The organism is Pantoea sp. X-Soil-ISGK-259 (assembly GCF_059730705.1).
Map to the genome: position 1 here is coordinate 1,551,102 of NZ_AP035986.1, position 22,163 is coordinate 1,573,264.

The 22,163-nt window shown below is 56.7% G+C and carries 21 protein-coding genes; 14 read left to right on the forward strand and 7 right to left on the reverse strand.

What is annotated here, in order from left to right; all coding sequences use genetic code 11:
- Positions 1–182 precede the first annotated feature (182 nt).
- Positions 183–566 carry a hypothetical protein gene (locus tag AC6I77_RS07220; RefSeq protein ID WP_003851405.1) on the forward strand — a complete coding sequence of 128 codons (384 nt, stop codon included), beginning with the start codon at positions 183–185 and terminating at the stop codon, positions 564–566.
- 16 nt (positions 567–582) lie between these two features.
- On the forward strand, positions 583–996 hold the full coding sequence (locus AC6I77_RS07225) for a GNAT family N-acetyltransferase (protein ID WP_497816790.1): 414 nt from the start codon (positions 583–585) through the stop codon (positions 994–996).
- Here the strand turns inward: AC6I77_RS07225 and AC6I77_RS07230 are convergent, their stop codons facing one another.
- Together AC6I77_RS07230 and ldcA are read right to left on the reverse strand one after the other, a co-directional pair.
- On the reverse strand, positions 997–1,659 hold the full coding sequence (locus tag AC6I77_RS07230; RefSeq protein ID WP_003851401.1) for an MBL fold metallo-hydrolase: 663 nt from the start codon (positions 1,657–1,659) through the stop codon (positions 997–999).
- 22 nt (positions 1,660–1,681) lie between these two features.
- Positions 1,682–2,605 (reverse strand): muramoyltetrapeptide carboxypeptidase, encoded by a 924-nt coding sequence (gene ldcA / locus AC6I77_RS07235; protein ID WP_082040853.1) that lies wholly within the window; start codon positions 2,603–2,605, stop codon positions 1,682–1,684.
- Between the two features lie 164 nt (positions 2,606–2,769).
- Between ldcA and emtA the strand changes: the two genes are divergently transcribed.
- The gene (emtA, locus tag AC6I77_RS07240; RefSeq protein WP_003851398.1) at positions 2,770–3,399 is read left to right on the forward strand and encodes a membrane-bound lytic murein transglycosylase EmtA; all 630 of its coding nucleotides are present in this window, start codon (positions 2,770–2,772) and stop codon (positions 3,397–3,399) included.
- Positions 3,400–3,409: 10 nt separating this feature from the next.
- Here emtA and AC6I77_RS07245 read toward each other — a convergent pair whose 3' ends face one another.
- Positions 3,410–4,366 carry a sugar-binding transcriptional regulator gene (locus AC6I77_RS07245; protein WP_003851396.1) on the reverse strand — a complete coding sequence of 319 codons (957 nt, stop codon included), beginning with the start codon at positions 4,364–4,366 and terminating at the stop codon, positions 3,410–3,412.
- A gap of 182 nt (positions 4,367–4,548) precedes the next feature.
- Here AC6I77_RS07245 and AC6I77_RS07250 point away from each other — a divergent pair, with 182 nt between their 5' ends.
- From AC6I77_RS07250 to AC6I77_RS07285, 8 genes are all read left to right on the forward strand, one after another.
- Positions 4,549–5,490, forward strand: a complete 942-nt coding sequence (locus AC6I77_RS07250; protein ID WP_003851394.1) for a D-ribose ABC transporter substrate-binding protein — start codon at positions 4,549–4,551, stop codon at positions 5,488–5,490.
- Positions 5,491–5,492: 2 nt separating this feature from the next.
- Positions 5,493–6,092, forward strand: coding sequence for a DUF2291 family protein (locus tag AC6I77_RS07255; protein ID WP_003851391.1), 600 nt, complete (start codon positions 5,493–5,495; stop codon positions 6,090–6,092).
- Positions 6,092–7,606 (forward strand): sugar ABC transporter ATP-binding protein, encoded by a 1,515-nt coding sequence (locus tag AC6I77_RS07260; RefSeq protein WP_039661043.1) that lies wholly within the window; start codon positions 6,092–6,094, stop codon positions 7,604–7,606. Before AC6I77_RS07255 ends, AC6I77_RS07260 begins: the two co-directional genes overlap by 1 nt.
- 2 nt (positions 7,607–7,608) lie before the next feature.
- A complete protein-coding gene (locus AC6I77_RS07265) occupies positions 7,609–8,715 on the forward strand; it encodes an ABC transporter permease (protein ID WP_003851388.1) in 1,107 nt (368 codons plus the stop codon).
- A 192-nt stretch (positions 8,716–8,907) separates the two neighbouring features.
- On the forward strand, positions 8,908–9,738 hold the full coding sequence (locus tag AC6I77_RS07270; RefSeq protein ID WP_033762432.1) for a transketolase: 831 nt from the start codon (positions 8,908–8,910) through the stop codon (positions 9,736–9,738).
- Positions 9,731–10,675, forward strand: coding sequence for a transketolase family protein (locus tag AC6I77_RS07275; protein WP_033762428.1), 945 nt, complete (start codon positions 9,731–9,733; stop codon positions 10,673–10,675). Before AC6I77_RS07270 ends, AC6I77_RS07275 begins: the two co-directional genes overlap by 8 nt.
- A gap of 2 nt (positions 10,676–10,677) precedes the next feature.
- Positions 10,678–12,165, forward strand: coding sequence for an FGGY family carbohydrate kinase (locus AC6I77_RS07280; protein WP_039661048.1), 1,488 nt, complete (start codon positions 10,678–10,680; stop codon positions 12,163–12,165).
- 20 nt (positions 12,166–12,185) lie between these two features.
- Positions 12,186–13,604, forward strand: coding sequence for an L-fucose/L-arabinose isomerase family protein (locus AC6I77_RS07285; RefSeq protein ID WP_003851383.1), 1,419 nt, complete (start codon positions 12,186–12,188; stop codon positions 13,602–13,604).
- Positions 13,605–13,721: 117 nt separating this feature from the next.
- Here AC6I77_RS07285 and AC6I77_RS07290 read toward each other — a convergent pair whose 3' ends face one another.
- Together AC6I77_RS07290 and AC6I77_RS07295 are read right to left on the reverse strand one after the other, a co-directional pair.
- The gene (locus tag AC6I77_RS07290; RefSeq protein ID WP_008925964.1) at positions 13,722–14,852 is read right to left on the reverse strand and encodes a mechanosensitive ion channel family protein; all 1,131 of its coding nucleotides are present in this window, start codon (positions 14,850–14,852) and stop codon (positions 13,722–13,724) included.
- 96 nt (positions 14,853–14,948) lie between these two features.
- Positions 14,949–15,683, reverse strand: coding sequence for a flagellar brake protein (locus tag AC6I77_RS07295; protein ID WP_008925965.1), 735 nt, complete (start codon positions 15,681–15,683; stop codon positions 14,949–14,951).
- 209 nt (positions 15,684–15,892) lie between these two features.
- Between AC6I77_RS07295 and AC6I77_RS07300 the strand changes: the two genes are divergently transcribed.
- On the forward strand, positions 15,893–16,141 hold the full coding sequence (locus tag AC6I77_RS07300; RefSeq protein ID WP_013357556.1) for a GlsB/YeaQ/YmgE family stress response membrane protein: 249 nt from the start codon (positions 15,893–15,895) through the stop codon (positions 16,139–16,141).
- Between the two features lie 67 nt (positions 16,142–16,208).
- Here AC6I77_RS07300 and AC6I77_RS07305 read toward each other — a convergent pair whose 3' ends face one another.
- Positions 16,209–18,308, reverse strand: coding sequence for a TonB-dependent siderophore receptor (locus AC6I77_RS07305; RefSeq protein WP_497816791.1), 2,100 nt, complete (start codon positions 18,306–18,308; stop codon positions 16,209–16,211).
- A gap of 191 nt (positions 18,309–18,499) precedes the next feature.
- Complete coding sequence (gene treA / locus AC6I77_RS07310) at positions 18,500–20,185, reverse strand: alpha,alpha-trehalase TreA (RefSeq protein WP_003851379.1); 1,686 nt, start codon at positions 20,183–20,185, stop codon at positions 18,500–18,502.
- A gap of 209 nt (positions 20,186–20,394) precedes the next feature.
- Here treA and ghrA point away from each other — a divergent pair, with 209 nt between their 5' ends.
- A complete protein-coding gene (gene ghrA, locus AC6I77_RS07315) occupies positions 20,395–21,336 on the forward strand; it encodes a glyoxylate/hydroxypyruvate reductase GhrA (protein WP_283543294.1) in 942 nt (313 codons plus the stop codon).
- Between the two features lie 39 nt (positions 21,337–21,375).
- A complete protein-coding gene (locus tag AC6I77_RS07320) occupies positions 21,376–22,113 on the forward strand; it encodes a phosphatase (protein WP_008925969.1) in 738 nt (245 codons plus the stop codon).
- Positions 22,114–22,163: the final 50 nt, after the last annotated feature.

Genomic DNA, 22,163 nt, shown 5'->3' on the forward strand with positions numbered 1-22,163 from the left:
CTTATCCGGCCAGTATGGCTGCCTGTCTGACTGGCCGGATTACTTTATCTTTTCTCAACTTTCAGCTTTTTGCGCACACCGATTCCATTTTTTAATGGTCTTGGTGTCAATCCCTCATTACCCTCCTGCGATCGTTAATATGTTAAGCTAAAAATTCTTAGTAAAATCAGCGGAGACACAGCATGAAGGCTGCGTTAATTGCCCTGGGCCTGCTGGCCTGTCACATTGCACCCGCCTGGAGCGAAACCGAATTTCAGCTTAACTGCCCTGGCAGGGCGACCATGACCGTTTCACGTGCTGAATATGGTTTAACCACCCTGATGTGGCCAGAAAATCATTTCCAGATTGCGGCCGGTCAGCAGCGTACCCGTCTGGAAGCGGGCGATAAGGTGGCGATTACCCGATTTCGCAACGGCGATCAGCTGATTGTAAACCAGCGCACTCAAGCCAGTTTCTTTGTCTATCACGACAGCGATAAACTGCTGCCCTGCAGCCGCACCGAAAAACGCGATGTGGATGCGCTGAGCCTGGAGCGCTATGACGATCGTCAGCGTTCCGACAGTTAACCGCCCTGGAGCCACTATGCAACCTGAGATTACCGATAACGTCACCGCGCAGGACCTGGATGAAGTCAGACTGGGTCTGACTGCGTTCAACAGCAAATATATTAATACTAATGAGATCAGGTCGATCGGCGTGTTTATTCGTGATGACCAGGGCAGAAAGCTGGCCGGGCTGACCGGGTCAACCGCCGGAAACTGGCTGCGGATTGATATGCTGTGGGTGAGTGAGGCGCTACGCGGGCAGGGGGCGGGCAGCAAGCTGATGCAGTCGGCAGAGCAGGAGGCGCGGGATCGCGGCTGTCGTTTTGCGCAGGTGGATACTGCCAGTTTTCAGGCGCGACCGTTTTATGAAAAGCTCGGCTATACGCTGCGCTTCAGTCTGGATAACTATCCACGGCATCACCAGCGCCACTATCTGACGAAAGCCCTGTAATCAAAACAAGGGTTGCTGACGCAAATCCAGCGGATTCTGTTCAGCCTCATCAATCGCCGCCAGCCAGCTCTGCAGCGTGACCTTTTTCCAGGAGAGATGTCCACGCGTAGTGCTCATCAGCACCACGTCAGGACGCAGCGATCGATAAAACTCCAGCGTTTGACTCAGCTCAGCCAGATTACTGTCCGGCACCAGCACCGTGACCCACTGATCATGAGAACGTGTCACGGTGTCGCCGACAAACAGATAGGTCAGCCCCAGCGGCGAGGTATAGAGATAACTGCAACTGCCTGGTGTGTGTCCTGGCGTTGACAGTAATTGAACATCCCCGAAGTGCGTCTCGTGCTGTGAAAAGGTGTCGTCAGGTTCAGCAAAACGGCTTATCGCTCCCAGCGACCGGCTATGGCAGTAAAGCGCGCTACTAAAGCGTTGCTGAATCACCGCCGCGCCGGGCGCAGATTCGTGCCAGTGGGTCAGATAGTGGCGGATGACGCCGCCGCTATCGGCGATGACTTCATGATCAAGCGGGTTTTCTACACGGCCAATCAGCAGATTGCCGCGCGGGTGACGCAGCATAAAGCCATGCATCATCAGGTCGTTAACGGCATCTTCCACCGGAAATTCCGGGGTCGAGATCCACAAATCGTCATACAACGGCTTCAATGTCGATCTCCTGAAACGTACTTTATTCCCGCAGGACGGGGTGGCCGGTTGCCTGTAAATGGGCGTGGCCCTGACTGACCGCTAATCGTGCGCGGGTACCCAGCGGCAGTGTGACGGTGTCAGCAGCATGACCAAAATCTAATCCACTGATCACTGGCAAACCACTGATGTCACGCACGTGTTGCCAGACGGTCTCGAAATTAAACCCATTGTCATACTCTGACAGAGCCGTGCTGGTGAAGCTGCCTGTGACGATCGCCCGCTGGCGCGCCAGAATGCCGCTTTGCTGCAACTGAATGAGCATGCGCTCAATGCGGAACGGATGTTCATTCACATCTTCGATCACCAGAATGCCGTTCTCAATCTGTGGCATCCACGGCGTGCCAATCAGTGAGCAGATCATCGCCAGATTTCCGCCCCACAGCGTACCCTGCCATTCGCCCTGATCTGGCGTTTCACTCTGCCATTTCACCTCTACTGTAGGCGATGTTAGTGCCTGCCAGAAGTGGTGGAGGGTAAATTCAGATAAGGTCGCGGCGCCGAAATTACCCGCCAGCATGGGGGCGCTGAAGGTAATCAGGCCGACCTGCGCCAGTAACGCCAGCTGAATCACGGTGAAGTCGCTGTGGCCACACAGCGCTACTGGCTGATTCATCAGACGGCGCTGCAGGCCGATGTAGTCGATGGATTCCAGTAACCGGCTGGCCCCATAACCGCCTCGCACTGCCAGCACGATATCGGGCAGGGTGCTCAGGCTGGCAAGCTGATTGATATCCGCCAGGCGTTCTGCATCTGTTCCCGCAAAGCGCTGAAAACGGCGGGTGATCACCTGTTCGTTCTCTATCTGATGGCCCGCCGCACGCAGGCGCGCAATAGCCTGCTGCGCCGCAGGTTGGTTGTGACAGTAACCGGAGGGGGAGATAAGACGAACTGAACGTGAAATCATCATACTTTCCTGCTGTTGGCGGCTGACTAACGGCGATGATGGCGAAAAGCCTCGCTGAAGTCACGGTACGCGCCGCATTTTAGTGCATTTAGGATAAACGGTAATTTTGCTCTCAGGCTGCCTGGGTATGATAGCACTCGCCACAACAGCTAAGAGACGAAAAATTGCTGAAAATCCGACACCTTATACTCCCGGCGTTACTCCTGACCGGCTGTGCCAGCGAGCCACCGCATCAGGTCGTTAAGCAACGCAACACGCCATTAACTCAGGCACCCCCGTCCAGCGTCAATGGGACCTGGGCAATGTTTACCGAAGATGCCGCCAGTCATTATGGCGTTGATGAGAAGTTGATCAGCGCCATTATCAGTGTCGAGTCGGGAGGAAATCCGGGCGTGGTGAGCCGTTCTAATGCGGTGGGTCTCATGCAGATTAAAGCGTCAACTGCCGGGCGCGAGGTCTATCGCACACTGGGCCGTCGTGGTCAGCCATCGAATGCTGAGTTGCGCGATCCGGCCAAAAATATTGATATCGGCACCGCCTACATCCGTATTCTGCAGAATTCAGCACTGTCAGGCATTCGTGATCCGCTGACACTGCGTTATGCCACCATCGTCTCTTATGCCAACGGTGCAGGGGCGTTGCTGAGGACGTTTTCCAGCGATCGCGATCGGGCCATTGCGATGATTAATTCCATGTCCCCGGATGAGTTTTATCAGCACGTACAGAAAAAGCATCCGGCGGCGCAGGCACCGCGCTATCTCTGGAAAGTGACCACAGCCTACCGCACAATCTGATGGCGTGTGATTACTCCTGCGGCGTGAGCAGTAGTCGCGCCGTGGGATAATCGATAATCAGCACCTTAATGTAACCTCCCAGCAACGCGCCCCGAATCGCCTGCGCTTTTTCCCGTCCGCCTGCCAGCCCCACGACCTGCGGGCACTGTTTAACCTGCGCCAGTTCCATCCCAATCACCGGATCTTCCTCGGCTTTCAGCACCGGCTGACCACAGGCATCAAAGTAGTGCAGGCAGATATCGCCTACTGCGCCGCGCGCTGCCAGCGTCTGCAGCATGTTGCCATCGTAGTAGTTGCCGGAGTTGCGCAGCAGTGCTGACGGCTCCAGGTCGCCAATACCGACAATCGCCAGGTCTACCTGATCAAATTTACTCAGGACTTCGGCGACCTCTGCGTTGGCTGATAGTCGCTGACGATCGGTGACCGAATGCTCAATTGACTGCGACGGCAACAGCCAGGCGGGACAGTTCAGCAGCGCCGCCAGATTCTGCGTCAGAATGGTGGCCTGTACGTTGCCGTTAGCCCCAACGCCGCCCAGCAGCTGAATCACCCCTTTACAGGCGCTGTTAAGCGGATGCAGCGCATCTACCATCGCCCGGATAGTGCCGCTCCATGACGAAATGCCAATCAGTTCATCATTACGCAGCCGGGTCTCCAGATAGTGAGCAGCCGCCGATCCAATCGCCTGTTTAATCTGTAGCGACGACGCCTGCTCGGGCACATCCACCACAATCGCCTGCGGCAGGTTATAGGTCTGTTCAATGGCCTTTTCCAGCTCCGGATAGACGTTGGCCGGTGGCACCACACTGATCTTGACCACACCTTCTTTCACGCTGCGATTAAGTATGCGTGAGACAAACGACTGCGATAAGGTCAGTGACTGCGCAATGTCGGACTGCTTCATCCCTTCGACATAGTAAAGCGTGGCAATCTTCACCATCAGTCGTTGTTCATCCTGTTTTGCCATCGGTTTTCCCTCTCTGAATCTGCCCGGTATTGTTAACCAGGATGATCAAAATCACAACGCAGGCTAATTTGTGATCGTTTTCGCTTTTTAAAGATCGCGCATTGGACGGCGTGTCCGCGCAGGCGCATAGTCATTATGCATATAAAATCGCATGTGAATATATATTCAAGCGGAGAATAATAATGACTCGTCCTCTGATTAAACTGACCCTGCTGGCTTCAATGATCGCTTTTTCTGCAACGGCGCTGGCGGCGGAGCAAGGCCTGCTGGCGATTATCACCCCATCCCATGACAACCCTTTCTTTAAAGCCGAGGCGGAAGGCGCTCTGGCCAAAGCCAAAGAGCTGGGTTACGCCACGCTGGTGGCGTCGCATGACGATGATGTTAATAAGCAAAACCAGCTGATTGAGACCGCAATTGCACGAAAAGCCAAAGCGATCATTCTGGACAACGCCGGTGCGGACGCCACCGTCGGACCGGTGCAGAAAGCCAAAGATGCCGGCATCCCGGTTTTCCTGATTGACCGTGAAATTAATAAAACCGGCATCGCCGTGGCGCAGATCGTCTCCAATAACTATCAGGGCGCGCAGCTGGGTGCAGAGAAATTTGCCAAATTGCTGGGCGGCAAAGGGGACTACATTGAACTGCTCGGCAAGGAGTCTGATACCAATGCGGGCGTGCGGTCGCAGGGTTATCACGATGTACTGGATGATTATACCGACATGAAAATGGTGGCGCAGCAGAGCGCCAACTGGAGTCAGACCGAAGCCTTCAGCCGCATGGAAACCCTGCTGCAAAAACACCCCAACATCGTGGGTGTGATCTCTGGCAACGACACCATGGCACTGGGCGCAGAAGCGGCGCTGAAAGCCGCGGGAAAAACATCGGTGATCGTGGTGGGCTTCGACGGCAGTGACTACACCCGCGATTCCATCCTCAACAAAGGCAATATCAAAGCGACGGTGCTGCAGCCGGGCTGGGATCAGGCGCAGATGGCGGTCTCGCAGGCGGATTACTACCTGAAGAACGGCAAAGCACAGAAGCAGGAGAAGCAGCTGATGGACTGCGTGCTGATTGACGAAAGCAACGCCGCGAAGCTGAAAAACTTCAACCTGGCGAAATAACCATGAAACGTATACTGGCGGTATTGATCGGGATGGCGCTGCTCAGCGCCTGTACCGTGGTGGATCTGGATGCGGACGGTAACCCGATCATGCCGAAAGATCCGCACGCGAAGCCCAGCTATACCACCCAGACGCCGCAGCAGATTGCGGAGGAAACCTGGCAGCCGCGTGTTATGGCCACTGCGAACAGCCACGCGCTGAGCTGGGCCGACATGGAAGCGAAAAGTCAGACGGTGAAATCTGGCGGCCGCGAAAGTGTCTTTGTGCGGGCCAGCGGGACGGCCAGCGCTTTTGATGAGAGTAACCCGCGTGAACGCACGCTGACGCTGATGATTAATGGTAAGCCGGTGGCGATCAGCGTTGGCCCGGTACTGCGCAGCAACGCTATCCGCGATGCCGCCGGTTTCCGTTTCGAAGAATTTACTAATCAGGTGCAGTACGCCCAGCTCACCCGGGCACTCAACCGTCATGCAGTGAAGCAGTTGCCGCCACTGGATGCCAGTTGGGTCAACCAGCCAGTGCAGGCGCTGCTGGCCGTAAGCATCGGGCAGAACAGCGTTGAAGAGGTGGTGGCGATTGAGCTGAAGCGGGGGACGCCCTGATGGAAGATGAAATTATTCTGCGGGCCGAACAGATCTCCATGCTGTTTCCCGGCACGCTGGCGCTGGATCGCGTCGATTACCGGGTCTGGCGCGGCAAAGTGAATGTGATTATCGGTGAAAACGGCGCGGGCAAATCGACGCTGATGAAGATTCTGGCGGGCGTGCAGCAGCCTACCGCCGGGTCGCTGTTTCTGAATGGTGAGCCGCTGACGCTGAGCAGCACCCGCGATGCCGCCCGGCACGGCATCGGCATGGTGCATCAGGAGCTGAATCTGTTTGAAAACCTTACCGTGGCGGAGAACCTGTTTCTGGGCCGGGAGATCCAGCGTGGCCTGGCGCCGATCAATGAGGCGGAGCAGGCACGACGCACCGCCGCACTGATGGCGCGTCTTGACCAGCCTATCCCGCCCGGTGAGCGGGTCGGCAATCTCAAAGTGGGTCAGCAGCAACTGGTGGAGATCGCTAAAGCGCTGGCGGAAGACGCGGACATTCTGATTCTTGACGAGCCCACCTCGGCGCTGAGTAAAACCGAAGTTGAGATCCTCTTCCGGGTCATCCGCGACCTGACGCAGCAGGGCGTTACCCTCATTTATATTTCTCATCGGCTGGAAGAGCTGATGGCAATTGGCGACGTGATTACGATTCTGCGCGACGGACGCTTTCAGGCAGAAGCGCCGGTCAGCACCATCGATGTGCCGTGGATCGTTCGCGAGATGCTCGGCAGTGAGCCGGTGACCACCTTCCTGCCGGACGAGCGTGAGTTTGGCGCGCCGGTTCTTGAGGCGCAGCACATCACCTGCGTCAGCCCCAACGGCAATACCCTGGTTGATGACGTCAGTTTTCAGGTGCGGGCCGGGGAGATTGTCGGGATCTACGGCCTGATGGGGGCGGGTCGCACGGAGCTGTTTGAGTGTCTGCTCGGCAGCCAGCGTCACTATCTGGGCAAGCTGTGGCTCGACAGTAAACCGCTGCCTACGCGCCTGCCCACTGCCGATCGCATCCGCATGGGGATGAGTCTGGTGCCGGAAGATCGCAAACGCGCCGGGATTTTCCCTGTCTCGTCAGTTGCCAGTAATCTCACCATCGCCAGCCTGTGGCGGCGATTGTCGCACCGCTTTGCCATTGCGCACCGGGCGGAGCAGCAGGCAGTGACTCAGACGGTCGGTAATCTGGCGATCAAAATCTCCTCGCCGGACGTTGCTATCAGCGCACTGAGTGGTGGCAACCAGCAGAAAGTGGTGATTGGCCGCGCGCTGCTGACGAATCCGCGTCTGCTGCTGCTGGATGAGCCGAGTCGCGGCATTGACGTCGGGGCTAAAGCGGAAGTGTTTCGCATGATGGTGGCGCTGTCGCAGCAGGGTATTGCGGTGTTGTTCTCCACCTCAGACCTGAAAGAGATTATGGCGGTAGCCGATCGCATCCTGGTGATGTCGGGCGGCAAACTTACGGCTGACCTTCCGCGAGACCAGGCGGAAGAGGCAGCGCTGGTGAAAGCAAGTGCGCAGGGGTTCTGAGCATGAAAAGCAATAACAGTGTCGCGCTGAACACACTTCCGGCGAAAGCGTTTAGTTCACGCGAAAGCATTCTGCTGCTGCTTCTGAAGCTGCGTACTTTTATTGCGCTGATTCTGATTGTCGGCTTCTTCGCCATCACCGTGCCGGACTTTCTCGCCACCGGCAGTCTGGTGATCATGGTGAAACACATCGCCATCAACGCCTTTCTGGCGCTGGGTATCACCTTTGTCATTATCACCGCCGGCATTGACCTGTCGATTGGGGCGACGCTGGGGCTGTGCGGCATGATCGCGGGCTGGCTGATCACCAAAGGGATTGTGCTGCCGATGTTTGGCATCGCCATCTTCCCCAGCGTCTGGGTAATCGTGCCGGTCGTGCTGTTGATCGGTGCGCTTATTGGCGCCGGCAACGGCTGGATCATTACCCGCTACAACGTCGCACCTTTCATCTGCACCCTTGGCACCATGTACATCCTGCGCGGTGCGGCGATGCTGACCTCGGGTGGCGAAACCTTTCCCGGATTGCAGGGTAATCCGCTATTGGGTAATACCGGCTTCGACCGAATCGGGGCCGGCACTTTTCTCGGGCTGCCTTATGCCATCTGGATGATGGTGGTGCTGGCGCTGGTGATCGCCTATATCGCTCGTCGCCTGCCGTTTGGCCGTCAGGTTTATGCCATCGGCGACAACGAGCGCGCCGCTGAACTCTCAGGCGTGAAAACCCGTCAGGTGAAGATTCTGGTTTATACCCTGTCGGGATTCTGCGCAGCGATTGCCGGCATTGTGGTCTCATCACAACTGGTCGCCAGCCATCCGGCAAACGGTACGGCGTTTGAGATGAACGCCATTGCGGCTGTGGTACTGGGCGGCACCTCGCTGGCGGGCGGACGTGGCACGATTGTCGGGACGCTGATCGGTGCGTTCGTCATCGGCTTTCTGGCGGATGGTCTGATCATGATGGGCGTCAGCGAATTCTGGCAGATGGTGATCAAAGGCATCGTCATCATCATCGCGGTCATCATCGACCAGACTCAGAGCCGGATGCAGCAGAAGGCGGCGGTCGTGGCGCAGAAAGCATTAATTGAGGAGGGGGCACCGGCTAAATCCTGACTGGTTTATCGCCGTCCGGGCAGGGTGCACCGCTAAGCGATTCTGCATAAGCGGCAGCAGTCAGCCCGGAGTGACGGGCAGTGTGGTGAACAGAGGACAAGACCTTTATCAGCCACACACTTTTTTAGGCACAAAATTTTTTAACTGGCGTGAATATATATTCATAACCGATTTAAAATTCAGAGGTAGTGTATGAATCCTTTCAATCTTCCGGTCGAAGACCTTGAGCGCCGGGCGCGGGCTATCCGTCGGCGCATCATCCAGCTTAACGCAGGCAGCCCGGCAGGCGGTCATACCGGCGCTGACCTGTCGCAGGTGGAGATCCTCACTGCGCTCTACTTTCGCATTCTGAACTGCGCACCGGATCGCACGGATGATAATCAGCGTGACATCTACATCCAGTCGAAAGGGCACGCGGTGGGCGGCTACTACTGCGTGCTGGCGGAAGCGGGCTACTTCCCGACCGACTGGCTGGCGACCTATCAGCACGCGGACTCGCATCTGCCCGGCCATCCGGTCCGGCAGAAAACGCCGGGCGTCGAACTCAATACCGGCGCGCTGGGCCATGGCCTGCCTGTGGCGGTCGGTATCGCTATCGCGGCGAAAAAAGATAACAGTTCGCGCCGCATCTTTGTGGTCACCGGCGATGGTGAGCTGGCGGAAGGCAGTAACTGGGAAGCGGCACTGGTGGCGGCGCATTACGGCCTCGATAACCTGATCATCATCAATGACAAGAACAAGCTGCAACTGGCAGGTGCGACCCGCGACATCATGAACACCGATCCGCTGCCGGAAAAATGGCGCGCCTTTGGGCTGGAGGTCACCGAGTGCAACGGCAATGCGATGGCATCAGTGGTCGACACCATTGAAAACCTGCCGAAGAACGGCAAACCGCAGGTGATTGTGGCGCATACCGAAAAAGGCTTTGGCGTCTCCTTTATCCAGAGCAAGGCGGAATGGCATCACCGGGTGCCGAAAGGCGAAGAGATCGCACTGGCACTGGAGGAGCTGAAAGATGAGTAATGCACAACATTTAGCAAGCGTCATGGTGACGGCCTTTATCGACGCGGTGAATCGTGGCGTGGATCTGGTTCCTGTGGTGGCCGACTCAACCTCAACCGCCAAAATTGCCCCCTTTATTAAGGCATTTCCCGACCGGCTGATTAATGTCGGTATCGCCGAGCAGACGCTGGTGGGAACAGCGGCAGGTCTGGCGCTGGGCGGCAAAGTCGCGGTGACCTGTAACGCCGCGCCGTTTCTGGTGTCACGTGCCAATGAGCAGGTGAAAGTCGATGTCTGCTACAACAACACCAACGTCAAACTGTTCGGGCTGAATGCCGGGGCCAGTTATGGCCCGTTAGCCAGCACCCATCACAGCATTGATGACATCGCGGTGATGCGCGGATTCGGCAATATTGAGATCTATGCGCCTTCCTGCCCGCTGGAGTGCCGCCAGATCATCGACTACGCCCTTGAGCATGTCGGGCCGGTCTATATCCGTCTGGATGGCAAAGATCTGCCGCAGCTGCACGATGAAAATTATCAGTTCAGACCAGGCGCGATCGATGTGCTGCGGGAAGGCAGTGACATCGCGCTGGTGGCGATGGGCTCAACGGTTCACGAGGTGGTTCACGCCGCCGAGCAACTGACTGAACAGGGCATTTCAGCCGGTGTGATCGCGGTTCCATCGATTCGACCCTGTGATACCCAACAGCTGCGCAACCTGCTAAATCACTATCCAGCGGTGATTACCGTGGAAGAGCACAACGTCAATGGCGGCGTCGGCAGCCTTGTGGCTGAGGTGCTGGCGGAAGGCGGTTGTGGCATCCCGCTGTTGCGGCTTGGCATTGCGGATGGGGAATATGCGATTGCAGGCGATCGCGCCTCCACCCGCGCCCATCACGGCATTGATGCCCGCAGCGTGGTCAACAGTGCAGCGCGCATCTGCGCAGGAGCATAAACATGGTGGGACCTCTGATTCTGGCGATTGACGAAGGCACCACCAATGCCAAGGCGATTGCGGTTGATCGCGACGGCCGTGTGGTGGCACGCGGTAGCCAGAGTTTAACCCTGCAACACCCGCAGCCCGGTCTGGCTGAGCAGGATCCTGTGGCAATCTGGCAGGCGGTAAAACAGGCCATCGCCCATTGTCTGGCGTCGTGTGCAGGTGCGCCTGTCGCGGCGGTGGCGATCAGTAATCAGCGTGAGTCGGTGATGATCTGGCAGCGGCGTGATGGTCAGCCGCTGACACCGCTGGTGAGCTGGCAGGATCGACGCTCCGAGTCATTCTGTCGCGACCTTCGGCAGGCGGGTAAAGCGCCTCGCATCACCGGCCTGACCGGGCTGGCTGTTGATCCGATGTTTCCGGCCGCCAAGCTGACCGGGATGCTGGCCACCATTCCCGAGGGCGCGGCGCGGGCGGCTGCCGGCGAGCTTTGCATCGGCACGGTCGACAGCTGGCTCACCTGGCAGCTCAGCGCGGGCGAAGTCTTTATCACCGATCACGCCAACGCCTCCCGCACGCAGCTCTACAGTCTGCACCTCAACGACTGGGACGACGAGCTGCTGACGCTGTTTCAGTTGCCGCGCGCCGCACTGCCGCGCATCACCTCTTCAGCCAGTGAACAGGGCGTGGTGGCGGTAAATGACATTCCCGGTCTGGCGGCAGGCACGCCGATTCTGGCGCGTATTGGTGATTCCCATGCCGCGCTGCAGGCGCAACGCCGCGGCGAGTCTGAAGTGGTGAAAGCCACATACGGCACCGGCTCTTCATTGATGATGTCCATGGCAACGCCGCTGCTGACGGAAAATGGCCTCAGCACCACGGTGGCCTGGCATGACGGCACGCTGCGTTATGCGTTTGAAGGCAACATCACGCACACCGGTTCCGGTGCCGCCTGGCTGGGTAAACTGCTCGGCGTACAGGATCCACGTGAGCTGACCGCGATGGCGCAACGCTGCGACGACAATCAGGGCATCTATTTTGTCCCTGCGCTCTCAGGTCTGGGCGCGCCCTGGTGGGATCTTCAGGCACGCGGCATGGTGTGCGGACTGACGGATGCCGCAACACCCGACGTGCTGGCGCGGGTGGCACTGGAGTCGATCGTCTGGCAAATCGCCGATGTCTTTTTCGCGATGGAGCAGGCCAGCGGACAGCAGCTTCCGGCGCTCTGTGTCGATGGCAGCGCCACTGAAAATAGCTGGCTGATGCAGTTACAGGCCGATGTGTTGCAGCGGCCGTTGCAGCGGGTCCCGACCGCTGAGGTCTCCGCGCTGGGCGCGGCACTGCTGGCAGGCAAAGTTCTGGGGTGGTGGCAGCAGGGCAGTGATATGCAGGCTTTACAGGGCGGCAGCGTCATCCTGCCGCGTGAAGAGAACGCGCAGCGTATGCAGGAAAATTATAAAGGCTGGATCGATGCCGTTGCACGCTGTCGTTATCAGCCACATTAATCCTTATCCGGAGCAGAGCCATGTCAACACTTCCTCAGCAGTTAACCTTCGGTGTCATTATTGGCAACCGGGGTTTTTTTCCCAGCTATCTGGTGGGCGAGGCGCGCCAGCAGGCGGTCGCGCTGTTTGAAAAAATGAACATCAATACCGTCATGCTGGACGAAACCCAGACCAATCTGGGCGGCGTGGAGACGCGGCAGGAGGCAAAAATCTGCGCTGCACTGTTTCGCGAGCACCGCGAAAAAATTCACGGCATTGTGGTGCTGCTGCCTAACTTTGGTGATGAAAAAGCGATTGCAGAAGCGCTGCGTCTGGCCGGCCTGAATGTCCCAGTGCTGGTGCAGGCGGAAGAGGATAATCTCGATAAAATGGGGCTGGCGACCCGTCGCGACAGCTTCTGCGGCAAAATTTCGCTCTGCAATAACCTGCGGCAATATGGTATTCCGTTTACCCTGACCCGCCAGCACGTCTGCGCCCTGAGCGGTGAGGTCTTCAGGCAGGATCTGCAGCGGTTTAGCCAGCTCTGTCGTGTCGTGAATGCCATGCGTCGGGTGCGCGTCGGGGCGATTGGTGCGCGGCCCGCCGGATTTAACACCGTGCGTTATAGCGAAAAGCTGCTGGAGAAGATGGGCATCGCGGTGGAAACCCTGGATTTATCGGAGATTTTTACGCGTACCAACCGGCTGCGCGATGATGATATCCGCGTAGCAGAGAAGCGTGAAATCCTGGAGGCTAACGCTGATGCGCGCGGCATTCCGGGTGACAAACTGGTGACCATGGCCAAACTGTTTGTGGTGATCAGCGAATGGATCAGTGACAACGATATTGATACCACCGCTATTCAGTGCTGGACCTCACTGCAGGAGAATCTGGGGATTAACGTCTGCTCAATCATGAGCGTGATGTCGGGCCAGCTGATGCCCAGCGCCTGCGAAGTGGATGTGATGGGCGCGCTGTCGATGTACGCGCTCGCCAGCTGTTCGCTGAGTCCTGCCTCACTGGCGGACTGGAACAACAACTTTGGCGATGAACGGGACAAATGCGTGCTGTTTCACTGTGGTAACTTCGCCAGTGCCAGCCTGGAGTCACCGACGATGGGCACGGCGGATATCATCGGCACCACGGTGGGCAAAGAGAACACCTGCGGTGCAGTGCATGGCCGGATGAAGCAGGGTGATCTGACCTACTTCCGTCTTTCAACCGACGATTTTAGCGGCGAAATCAAAGCCTATGTCGGTGAGGGAATGTCGGTCACCGATCCGCTGGACACGGTGGGCTGTCGTGCGGTGATTCAGGTGCCGCAGCTGGAAACATTGCTGGCGTGGATCTGCCGTAATGGCTTTGAGCATCACGTGGCGATGAATCACTCAGCGACGGCAGATGTGCTGCAGGAAGCGTTTAGTGAGTATCTCGGTGTAAGTTGTTACCGGCATGAGTAAACGGTGAGACTGAATTGCAGAACGCCATAGGGGAAGGTGGGACAGCCGATGCGCTTACGGTTCTGGCCGCACCGGTATCCCTGCCCGCCATCCCAATACAGGAGGGCGGGCCTGGGTTTAGCGCGCCATCCTGCGCACCTCGCCATCTTCATTTTCCACCGCAACCAGATCCACCGGAGGCAGATTGCCGCCGCTGAACTCCACCTGACGAATCGGGAAGGCGAAGCGGATGTTACGCGCTTCAAGAGCCGCCATCAGCTGCAGGTTAATTTCCTGCTGAATATCCATGTATTTGTTGTAATCCGCATCCAGCACAAAATAGACCACTTCAAAGGTCAGCTTTGAGTCTTCAAAGGCCAGGAAGTGGGCGCGGTCAAAACGGGTCGTCTCAATGTCCTGGATGATCTCTTTAACCAGCGGGCTGATCGCCCGAACCTGATCAGAGGGCGTGGCATAGCTGATACCAAACTTAAAGACGATGCGGCGCTGCTGCATGCGTTTGTAGTTATGGATGGTCTGCTGCAACAGAATAGTGTTTGAGCAAACAATCTGCTCACCGCTCAGGCTGCGCAGACGCGTGGTTTTCAGGCCAATATGTTCAATAGTGCCCGCAATATCACCAAACACAATAAAGTCGCCGTGCTCAAACGGCTTGTCAAAGCCTATCGCCAGCGACGCAAACACATCACTCAGCACGGTCTGAATTGCCAGCGCAATCGCGATACCGCCAACGCCAAGGCTGGCAACCAGTGCTGTAATGTTGATGCCGATGTTCGACAGAATGGCAAGGAACATCATGATCCAGACCACCACCCGCAGCAGAATGCCCAGGATCACCGTCGTCACCGGATTACGCACATGAATCGGATCGCGCAGCAGGCTTTTCAGCCACAGCCGGATGCCGCAGTCTATCCATAGCGCGAGCTGCACAATCAGCGCCAGGAACCAGCCGTGCGCAATGGTCACGCTCCATGAAGCAGGCAGGTCGACAAACTTCAGGGCAATCAGCAGCGAAAAGATCAGCAGCAGTGTCTGGCTGGTGCTGCGCAATATCTCCACCAGAATCGCAGTGGCGCGGACGTGACGATGTTCGCTATAGAGGGCAATCCGGTTGGAGATAAAGCGAATCAGGGTACGTAATACCCAGTAAATCACCAGGGTAGAGACGATAACGATAGCGCTGTTGAGCCAGAGTTCCTGATTAAAAAAGAGGGCGTGAAAACGACGTGAAGAGAGCCAGTTTTCCATTGGGGAGGGTCTCCTTGCTGGGTTCCGGTTTAAAAGAAAACAAGCAAGAAGCATAGCCTGGATGCGGCCCACCTGCGTGGCGCATCCATAAAGCAGTTACTGGAATCGGGTCGATTTATCGCGCGCCAGGCGCTCAAGGGCAAAGATAATCTGCTGAAGCTGTCGCTCCTGTGCCGGATTCAGCGTGGCAAAACGAAAGCTCAGGCGGGGTGTAATCAGGGTTTCATTTTTGCGGTTCACGACACAGCGTTCGCCAATACTCAACAGCTTCACCGGCACTTCAAAAATGCCATATTCGCCCAGCTCAACCCGGAACTGATTGAAGCTGTCGCCATTCTGCAAGCCTTCCGGCAGCGGTTCATCCACCAGCACACCGATACCGCCCAGAGAGAGATCCTGTAATCGCAGACGCGTTTTACTGCCATCCGGCCACAGGGTGTGGCACCAGAACTGCGGCTCCATCGGTGCGCAGACCCGAAAAAATTCCCGTCGCTGAATCTGCCACAGCAGGTCCGGCAGCGGTGAGCTGAAAGCGGGTAAGCCTTCAAACTCAATTTTTTCCAGTGAGGTGAGGCTGAACTCCACTTTTGCACCAAAGGTTTCAGCGGTGATACTGAGATCATCGCTGGTTAGTGCGTACTCGTTATCCAGGTTATTACTGCCGAGGTCAAACACCACGCGATCTTTATCGGCAGTCAGCATCCGGCTGATAAACTGCCCGCGCGGGAAGCGCACCAGTAAGGGCGTCTGCAATCGCAGCAAATCTTTCATAACGCCCAGAACCGCCAGCGTGCCACGTTTTAAATATTGTTCCTGGTCGGCTTCTTTCACGTCCTGCTCCACAAGGGGTTACTGTATTTACACTCTTTTTTTGCCTCGTCACGGTTATCGGCGCGGCTGGAAAAAGCTTTAATTTGCTCGTCATCAATAATAACTGTGAGCGGACGAGCAATTTTCGAAATGCTGGCTATACTTATCGCGGTAAACCGCTTGATAAATCAGGCGTTCACGATTTAATCATAAAAAGGAAGGAGCAACAGATGGGTATTATTTCCTGGATCGTCTTTGGCTTGATCGCGGGTATTCTGGCGAAGTGGATTATGCCAGGTAAAGACGGTGGCGGTTTCATTCTGACTATCGTGCTGGGGATTATCGGTGCAGTAGTGGGTGGCTGGATCAGTACGCTGTTTGGCTTCGGCCGCGTCGATGGGTTTAACTTCGGCAGTTTTGTGGTCGCAGTGATCGGTGCCATCGTGGTGCTGTTCGTGTACCGCAAAGTACGCAGTTAACCGTAACAGTTTTAACAGAAAAGGGGACGAAGCGATTCGTCCCCTTTTTTTATCTTTTACTCTGCAATCAGAAGTCGTAACCGACAGTCGCCATCACGCTGCGCTCCGCGCCCCAGTAGCAATAGCCTGTGCCGTAACAGCCCGCTACATAGGTGCGGTCGGTCAGGTTATTGGCATTGACCTGAACCCATGCGCCTTTCAGGCTGCTGTTCCAGACACCCAGATCGGCCCGCACTGATGCATCAAACAGCGTCACCGACGGCACGCGCGTGGTATTTTCATTGTCCGCCCACTGTTTGCCGATGTAACGCACGCCCGCGCCCGCACTCAGACCGTAATCAAACTGATAGTGACCCCAGAGTGCAGCCATGCTGTTAGGGGTGACATACGGCGTATGGCCGCTGTTGCCATCCACCGAATCTTTGAAGCGCAGATGGTTCAGCGTATAGCTCGCCACGGTGCTCAGACGCGGGGTTAACTGATTACGTGCTTCCAGCTCAATACCCTGTGAATGGACTTTGCCCGATGGCGTAAAGGTGCCGTCTTTAACATTACGGTTTGCCACATCCTTCTGCGTCAGGTCATAAACCGCCATGCTGTAAAGATCGCGGGTGCCCACCGGCTGATATTTCACCCCGGCTTCATACTGCTCTGAGGTGGTCGGCTTCAGCAGGTTATTGTTGGGATCGGTAAGCGCAGTCGGGGTAATCGCCTGGCTCCAGCTTACATAAGGCGAAATGCCGTTGTCGAAGGCATAGAGCAGCGCGGCGCGTCCGCTAATGTGATCATCCTGACGACGATCGCTGCCGCTGTTTTGTGCGACGATGCGATCGTAACGGCCGGAGAGATCGAGATGCCAGCGATCCAGCTTCATCTCATCCTGCAGATAGAGGCCGGTCTGGTAGTAACGGCGGGTGCTATCTGCCCAGGTCTGCTCAGGCATATCGCCCACCTGATCGCCGGTCACGGCATTCAGCTGGTTAGCCGGACCGCCAGCCTCACTAATCTCATTTTTGTAACGATGATACTCGGCACCCAGCGTGACGCGGTGCTCCAGTTCGCCGGTGTTGAACTCCGCCTGTAAGCGGTTATCCGTGGACCAGGCGGAGAGTGACGAGCGCTCGCCAGAGTAGTAGCGATTCAGCAGATCGGGATTATTTTCATCCCAGCCAATCTGATAAACCTGATCGAGATCGACATTCGAGTGGCTGTAACTGCCGGTTGATGAGAACGACCAGACGTCGTTAAAGCGATGGGCGAAATCGAAGCTGTAGATCTGCTCGTGGCGTTTGAACTGATCAAGATCGCTGTTGCCCTCATAGAAGCCGTTGCTCAACTTATAGCCGTTGTGTTCGGTAAGGCTGCCGTCACCCGGCACGGAACCGTGATAACCGCCTGACGGATCTTTTTGCAGGTAGGCTTTCAGAATCAGATGGGTATCTTCATCAGGTTGCCACATCAGCTGCGGCATCAGCGCATATTTCTCTTCACGGGTATGATCGTACTGGGTATCGCTATTGCGGGTTACGCCGGTCAGGCGAAACGCCCATTGATCGTTGATCGCATTGGTGTAGTCAAACATCGTGCCGGTGGTCGCGTTGCTGCCCGCCTGCACTTGAATGTGACCCTCTTCCGCGAACTGAGGACGTTTAGTCACCATGTTCACCAGTCCGCCCGGCACTGTCTGGCCATAGAGCGCGGAAGAGGGGCCTTTGATCACGTCGATGCGTTCCAGGAAAGCATTATCCACCTGCAATATGTTGAAACTGCCACCGTCGCTCATCACCCGCATACCGTCGAGGAAGGTGTTATCGACATCGCCGCCGTGGAAGCCACGCAGGGCAATGGTGTCATAACGGGTCGCCGCACCGCCGAAGTTGGTGAAGACACCGGAGCTGTAGCCCAGCGCCTGATTCAGGGTCAGTGCGCCCTGATCCTGCATCTGCTGGCGGGTGACTACGGATATTGATTGCGGCGTGGTGATCAATGGACGATCGCTCTTGGTTGCGCCCTGGCTGGTGGTCGCCAGATAGCCCTGGGTGGGCGTGGTCGAATCCTCCAGCGGTTGGGCAGTCACAACCATATCAGCAGCAAAACTCAGAGCAGGCGCAGTCAGCGCCAGGGTGCAGAGGTGAACATAACCTTTCAGCGACAATGACAGTTTCATCAAAATTCCTTTCTTGGCAAAGGGTCAGGCGGGTGAATAAAATTATTGATAGGCAATCTCATTATCATAATGAGAACTATTACCTTTTGTAAATTTGCTGCAATTTTGCCTGTAGATGAAAGAAGGTCAAGTAAAATTCGCTGAAAGGGAGTGCGGATACCTCCGGCGGGGCCAGAGGTATCCAGAGTGACTTAGTGTTGTGAGGCAGACGCCTGAGGAATATCGTGGGCGCTGTTACAGGTTTTATCTTTCGGGCAATACTTATCGAGCAGTTTCAGCGTAACGCCGTTTGTCCAGCCGAAACCATCCTGCAGCGGATATTCACCGCCACCGCCGCCGCCAAGATTTTTGCCGTCAACGACATATTTCTCTACCAGTTTATGCTCACGGTCATAGGTGTTCTGGACGTTTTGCAGGAAGCGTAAGCCGACCTCTTTTGCGAGTTTCGGCTGGTTATAGTGCTCAAGACCTTCCACGGCAACCCACTGCAGCGGAGCCCAGCCATTCGGTGCGTCCCACTGCTGACCGTTGTTTACGGTGGTTGTTACCAGACCACCCGGCTTCAGCAGCTGTTTTTCTACCGCGCTGGCGGTGCTTTCAGCCTGCCTGTCACTGGCTACCTGAAGATAGAGCGGGAACAGGGCAGCAGCCGTTAACTGCGGATGGACCTGTTTTTTCTGCCAGTCATAGTCGGCGTACCAGTTCTGTTTGCTGTCCCACAGATAGCGGTTGATTGCCGCCTGACGCTTCTCTGCGCGATCGGCAAACTGCTTTGCCAGATCGCTCTGCTTATTCATCTGGTAGCCTTTTGACAGCGTCTGCTCCAGGTGGAACATCAGGCTGTTAAGGTCAACGGGCGCCAGCTGTGTGGTGCGGATTGTCGACAGATTATGCGCATCGGTGAACCAGCGGGAACTGAAATCCCAGCCCGACGCGGCACCGGAACGCAGCTCGCGGTAGAGCTCGGCTTTATTGCGCTGCGGCGCTTTCTGCGCGGTGGCAATATCATCCATCCAGGATTCAGTTCGTGGCACGTCGCGCGCATCCCAGTAGCGATTGAGCAACGTACCATCCGCCAGTTTAATCACCCGCTTGCTGGCGGCACCGGCCGCGACTTTATCGCTGTCGGCCATCCAGTAGTCATACTCTTTCTGCAATTGCGGCAGGTAGCGGGTATAGGCTTTGCCGTCATCATGCGTGGCCAGCAACTCGACCATCATGCTGAAGAACGGTGGCTGTGAACGGCTCAGGTAGTAGCTGCGGTTGCCGTTGGGAATGTGGCCATAGCGGTCAAGCAGCGAGGCGAAGTTATCCGTCATATCCTGGACTTTATCCCAGTGTCCGCTCTCGGCCAGCCCCAGCATGGTGAAGTAGCTGTCCCAGTAATAAACTTCGCGGAAACGCCCGCCAGGCACCACGTAGGGTTTTGGCAATGGCAGCAGCGAGTCGTACTGACCCACGCTGCTGGTGGTGCGGGTCAGTACTGGCCACAGGCCATCAATGTGCTCACGCAGGTTTTGTCCCGCGGGCGGGACATATTTGTCGCCCGCAGCGGGCAACGTAAAGTTGGTATCCACAAAACGTTTCAGGTCGAAATTGCGCTGTTTCTTCTGCATCTGCCAGTCGGCAAGAATCGAGGCGGGATCGAATTTCGGTACGGCATCAGCAAAGGTCTTTTGATCGGGATAGAACTTCGCCTGTTGCACGGCGTTAAACAGCGGCCCTAAACGAACGTCCGGCGGCTGCGGCTGATTGTTCAGCATGCGGCTGTTATCGTCGGCATGGGTGGTGAAAGCGGGAACGCTCAGCAGCAACGTGAGCAGAAAGGGCGCATAACGCTGACGCCGTGGGTTGGCGTTTACCTCAATTTTTGTCATCGGTTTTTCTCCTTGTCCGAAATGCGGCCGCGCGTAACGCATTGACCACAGGACCAACTTTAGACCTTATCTGTCTATTTAACCCTGACGCGAGCCGGAAATGTGAAGCCACGGGAATTATTTTTATGGAAAAAACCGCTTTTTCACGCCGGTTTTTTCTTGCTCTCACCCCACTTTTCCCCGACGCTGAAAGAAAAAAGGAGAGCAGGATGGAGATCATCTGGTATCACCCGTCGCAGTCTGCAGCGGCCTGGATTAACGGTTTACAACAACGCCTGCCTCAGGCGCGGGTTCGCGCCTGGCAGCCAGGCGACAACGGTCCGGCTGATTATGCGCTGGTCCGCTCCCCGCCCGCAGAGATGCTGCAGGGACGCGCCACACTGCGCGGCGTTTTTGCACTGGGCGCAGGTGTTGACGAAATTCTTAAGCAGCTGCAGCAGCATCCTGAGATGCTGCCCGACAGCGTGCCGCTGTACCGGCTGGAAGATACCGGGATGGCGCGTCAGATGCAGGAGTACGCGGTGCATAGCGTGCTGAGCTGGTTCCGTCGTTTTGACGACTACCGTCTTCAGCAGCAGCAACAGTGCTGGCAGCCGCTGCCCGCTTACACGCGTGAAGCGTTTACCATCGGCATCCTGGGCGCCGGCGTACTGGGACAAAGCGTGGCGGAGAGCCTGAAACCCTGGGGATTTCCGCTGCGTGTCTGGAGCCGCTCACCGAAAAAAATTGATGGCGTAACCAGCTTTGCCGGTCGCGATGCGTTGCCTGGGTTTCTGCAGGAGACGCGGGTGATCATCAACCTGCTGCCGAGCACACACGAGACAATCAATCTCATCGATCAGCACTTTTTACAGCAGCTGCCGCACGGCGCGTTCTTCCTTAACATCGCACGCGGCGCGCAGGTGGTGGAAGAGGATCTGCTGGCTGCGCTCAACAGCGGTCAGCTGAAAGCGGCAGCACTGGATGTCTTTCAGGTGGAACCGCTGCCCGAAGCACATCCGCTATGGTCCCATCCGCGTGTCACGATCACACCCCATAATGCGGCGGTAACCTTAATCGACGAAGCTATCGACTACATCGCCCGTGCCATCAATCAGGATCAGGCAGGCGAGCCGCCGCAGGGCAGGGTGGATCGTCAGCGCGGCTATTAATGAAACGGCCCCGTCAGGGGCATTCAGCAGGAGAAGAGGATGTATCCGGTAGATCTGCATATGCACACCATCGCCAGCACGCATGCTTACAGCACGCTGCATGACTACGTGACTCAGGCGAAGCAAACCGGCCTGAAACTGTTTGCCATCACCGATCACGGCCCTGACATGGCCGACGCGCCGCACTACTGGCACTTTATTAATATGCGCGTCTGGCCGCGCGTGATCGATGGCGTAGGGATTCTTCGCGGTATCGAAGCCAATATTAAAAATCAGCAGGGCGAGATCGACTGTTCTGGCCCGATGCTTGATGCGCTGGATTTAATCGTCGCCGGTTTTCACGAGCCGGTTTATGCGCCGCGGGACAGAAAGCATCACACTGACGCGATGATTGCCGCCATGGCAGGTGGTCTGGTCCATATCATCAGCCATCCGGGCAACCCGAAATTCCCTGTCGATATCCCGGCGATTGCCGAGGCCGCAGCGCATTACAATGTGGCGCTGGAGCTGAATAACTCCTCCTTTACCCACTCGCGTCCGGGCAGTGAACCCAACTGCCGGGCTATCGCCGCCGCCGTGCGCGATGCAGGTGGACGACTGGCATTTGGCTCCGACTCCCATACGGCTTTCACGCTCGGCCATTTCGAGCACTGCCTGCGCATTGCCCGCGAGGTGGATTTTCCCGAGGATCGGGTGTTAAATGTCACGCCGCGTCGCCTGCTCGACTTTCTGGAAATGCGTAGCGGCAAATCTATTGCTGAACTGGCTGACTTTTAATTTATTACCTGGGGACTCCAGTGCCGCCAGACTTCCAGCGCCAGGTGTAA

Bases quoted from the DNA above. Each gene is read 5' to 3' on its own strand.
- AC6I77_RS07300 (WP_013357556.1), top strand. From the start codon at position 15,893: ATGGGTATTATTTCCTGGATCGTCTTTGGCTTGATCGCGGGTATTCTG.
- AC6I77_RS07250 (WP_003851394.1), top strand. From the start codon at position 4,549: ATGACTCGTCCTCTGATTAAACTGACCCTGCTGGCTTCAATGATCGCT.
- AC6I77_RS07320 (WP_008925969.1), top strand. From the start codon at position 21,376: ATGTATCCGGTAGATCTGCATATGCACACCATCGCCAGCACGCATGCT.
- AC6I77_RS07225 (WP_497816790.1), top strand. From the start codon at position 583: ATGCAACCTGAGATTACCGATAACGTCACCGCGCAGGACCTGGATGAA.
- AC6I77_RS07275 (WP_033762428.1), top strand. From the start codon at position 9,731: ATGAGTAATGCACAACATTTAGCAAGCGTCATGGTGACGGCCTTTATC.
- AC6I77_RS07260 (WP_039661043.1), top strand. From the start codon at position 6,092: ATGGAAGATGAAATTATTCTGCGGGCCGAACAGATCTCCATGCTGTTT.
- AC6I77_RS07305 (WP_497816791.1), bottom strand. From the start codon at position 18,308: ATGAAACTGTCATTGTCGCTGAAAGGTTATGTTCACCTCTGCACCCTG.
- AC6I77_RS07285 (WP_003851383.1), top strand. From the start codon at position 12,186: ATGTCAACACTTCCTCAGCAGTTAACCTTCGGTGTCATTATTGGCAAC.
- AC6I77_RS07265 (WP_003851388.1), top strand. From the start codon at position 7,609: ATGAAAAGCAATAACAGTGTCGCGCTGAACACACTTCCGGCGAAAGCG.
- treA (WP_003851379.1), bottom strand. From the start codon at position 20,185: ATGACAAAAATTGAGGTAAACGCCAACCCACGGCGTCAGCGTTATGCG.
- AC6I77_RS07220 (WP_003851405.1), top strand. From the start codon at position 183: ATGAAGGCTGCGTTAATTGCCCTGGGCCTGCTGGCCTGTCACATTGCA.
- ghrA (WP_283543294.1), top strand. From the start codon at position 20,395: ATGGAGATCATCTGGTATCACCCGTCGCAGTCTGCAGCGGCCTGGATT.
- AC6I77_RS07290 (WP_008925964.1), bottom strand. From the start codon at position 14,852: ATGGAAAACTGGCTCTCTTCACGTCGTTTTCACGCCCTCTTTTTTAAT.
- ldcA (WP_082040853.1), bottom strand. From the start codon at position 2,605: ATGATTTCACGTTCAGTTCGTCTTATCTCCCCCTCCGGTTACTGTCAC.
- AC6I77_RS07245 (WP_003851396.1), bottom strand. From the start codon at position 4,366: ATGGCAAAACAGGATGAACAACGACTGATGGTGAAGATTGCCACGCTT.
- AC6I77_RS07270 (WP_033762432.1), top strand. From the start codon at position 8,908: ATGAATCCTTTCAATCTTCCGGTCGAAGACCTTGAGCGCCGGGCGCGG.
- AC6I77_RS07280 (WP_039661048.1), top strand. From the start codon at position 10,678: ATGGTGGGACCTCTGATTCTGGCGATTGACGAAGGCACCACCAATGCC.
- AC6I77_RS07255 (WP_003851391.1), top strand. From the start codon at position 5,493: ATGAAACGTATACTGGCGGTATTGATCGGGATGGCGCTGCTCAGCGCC.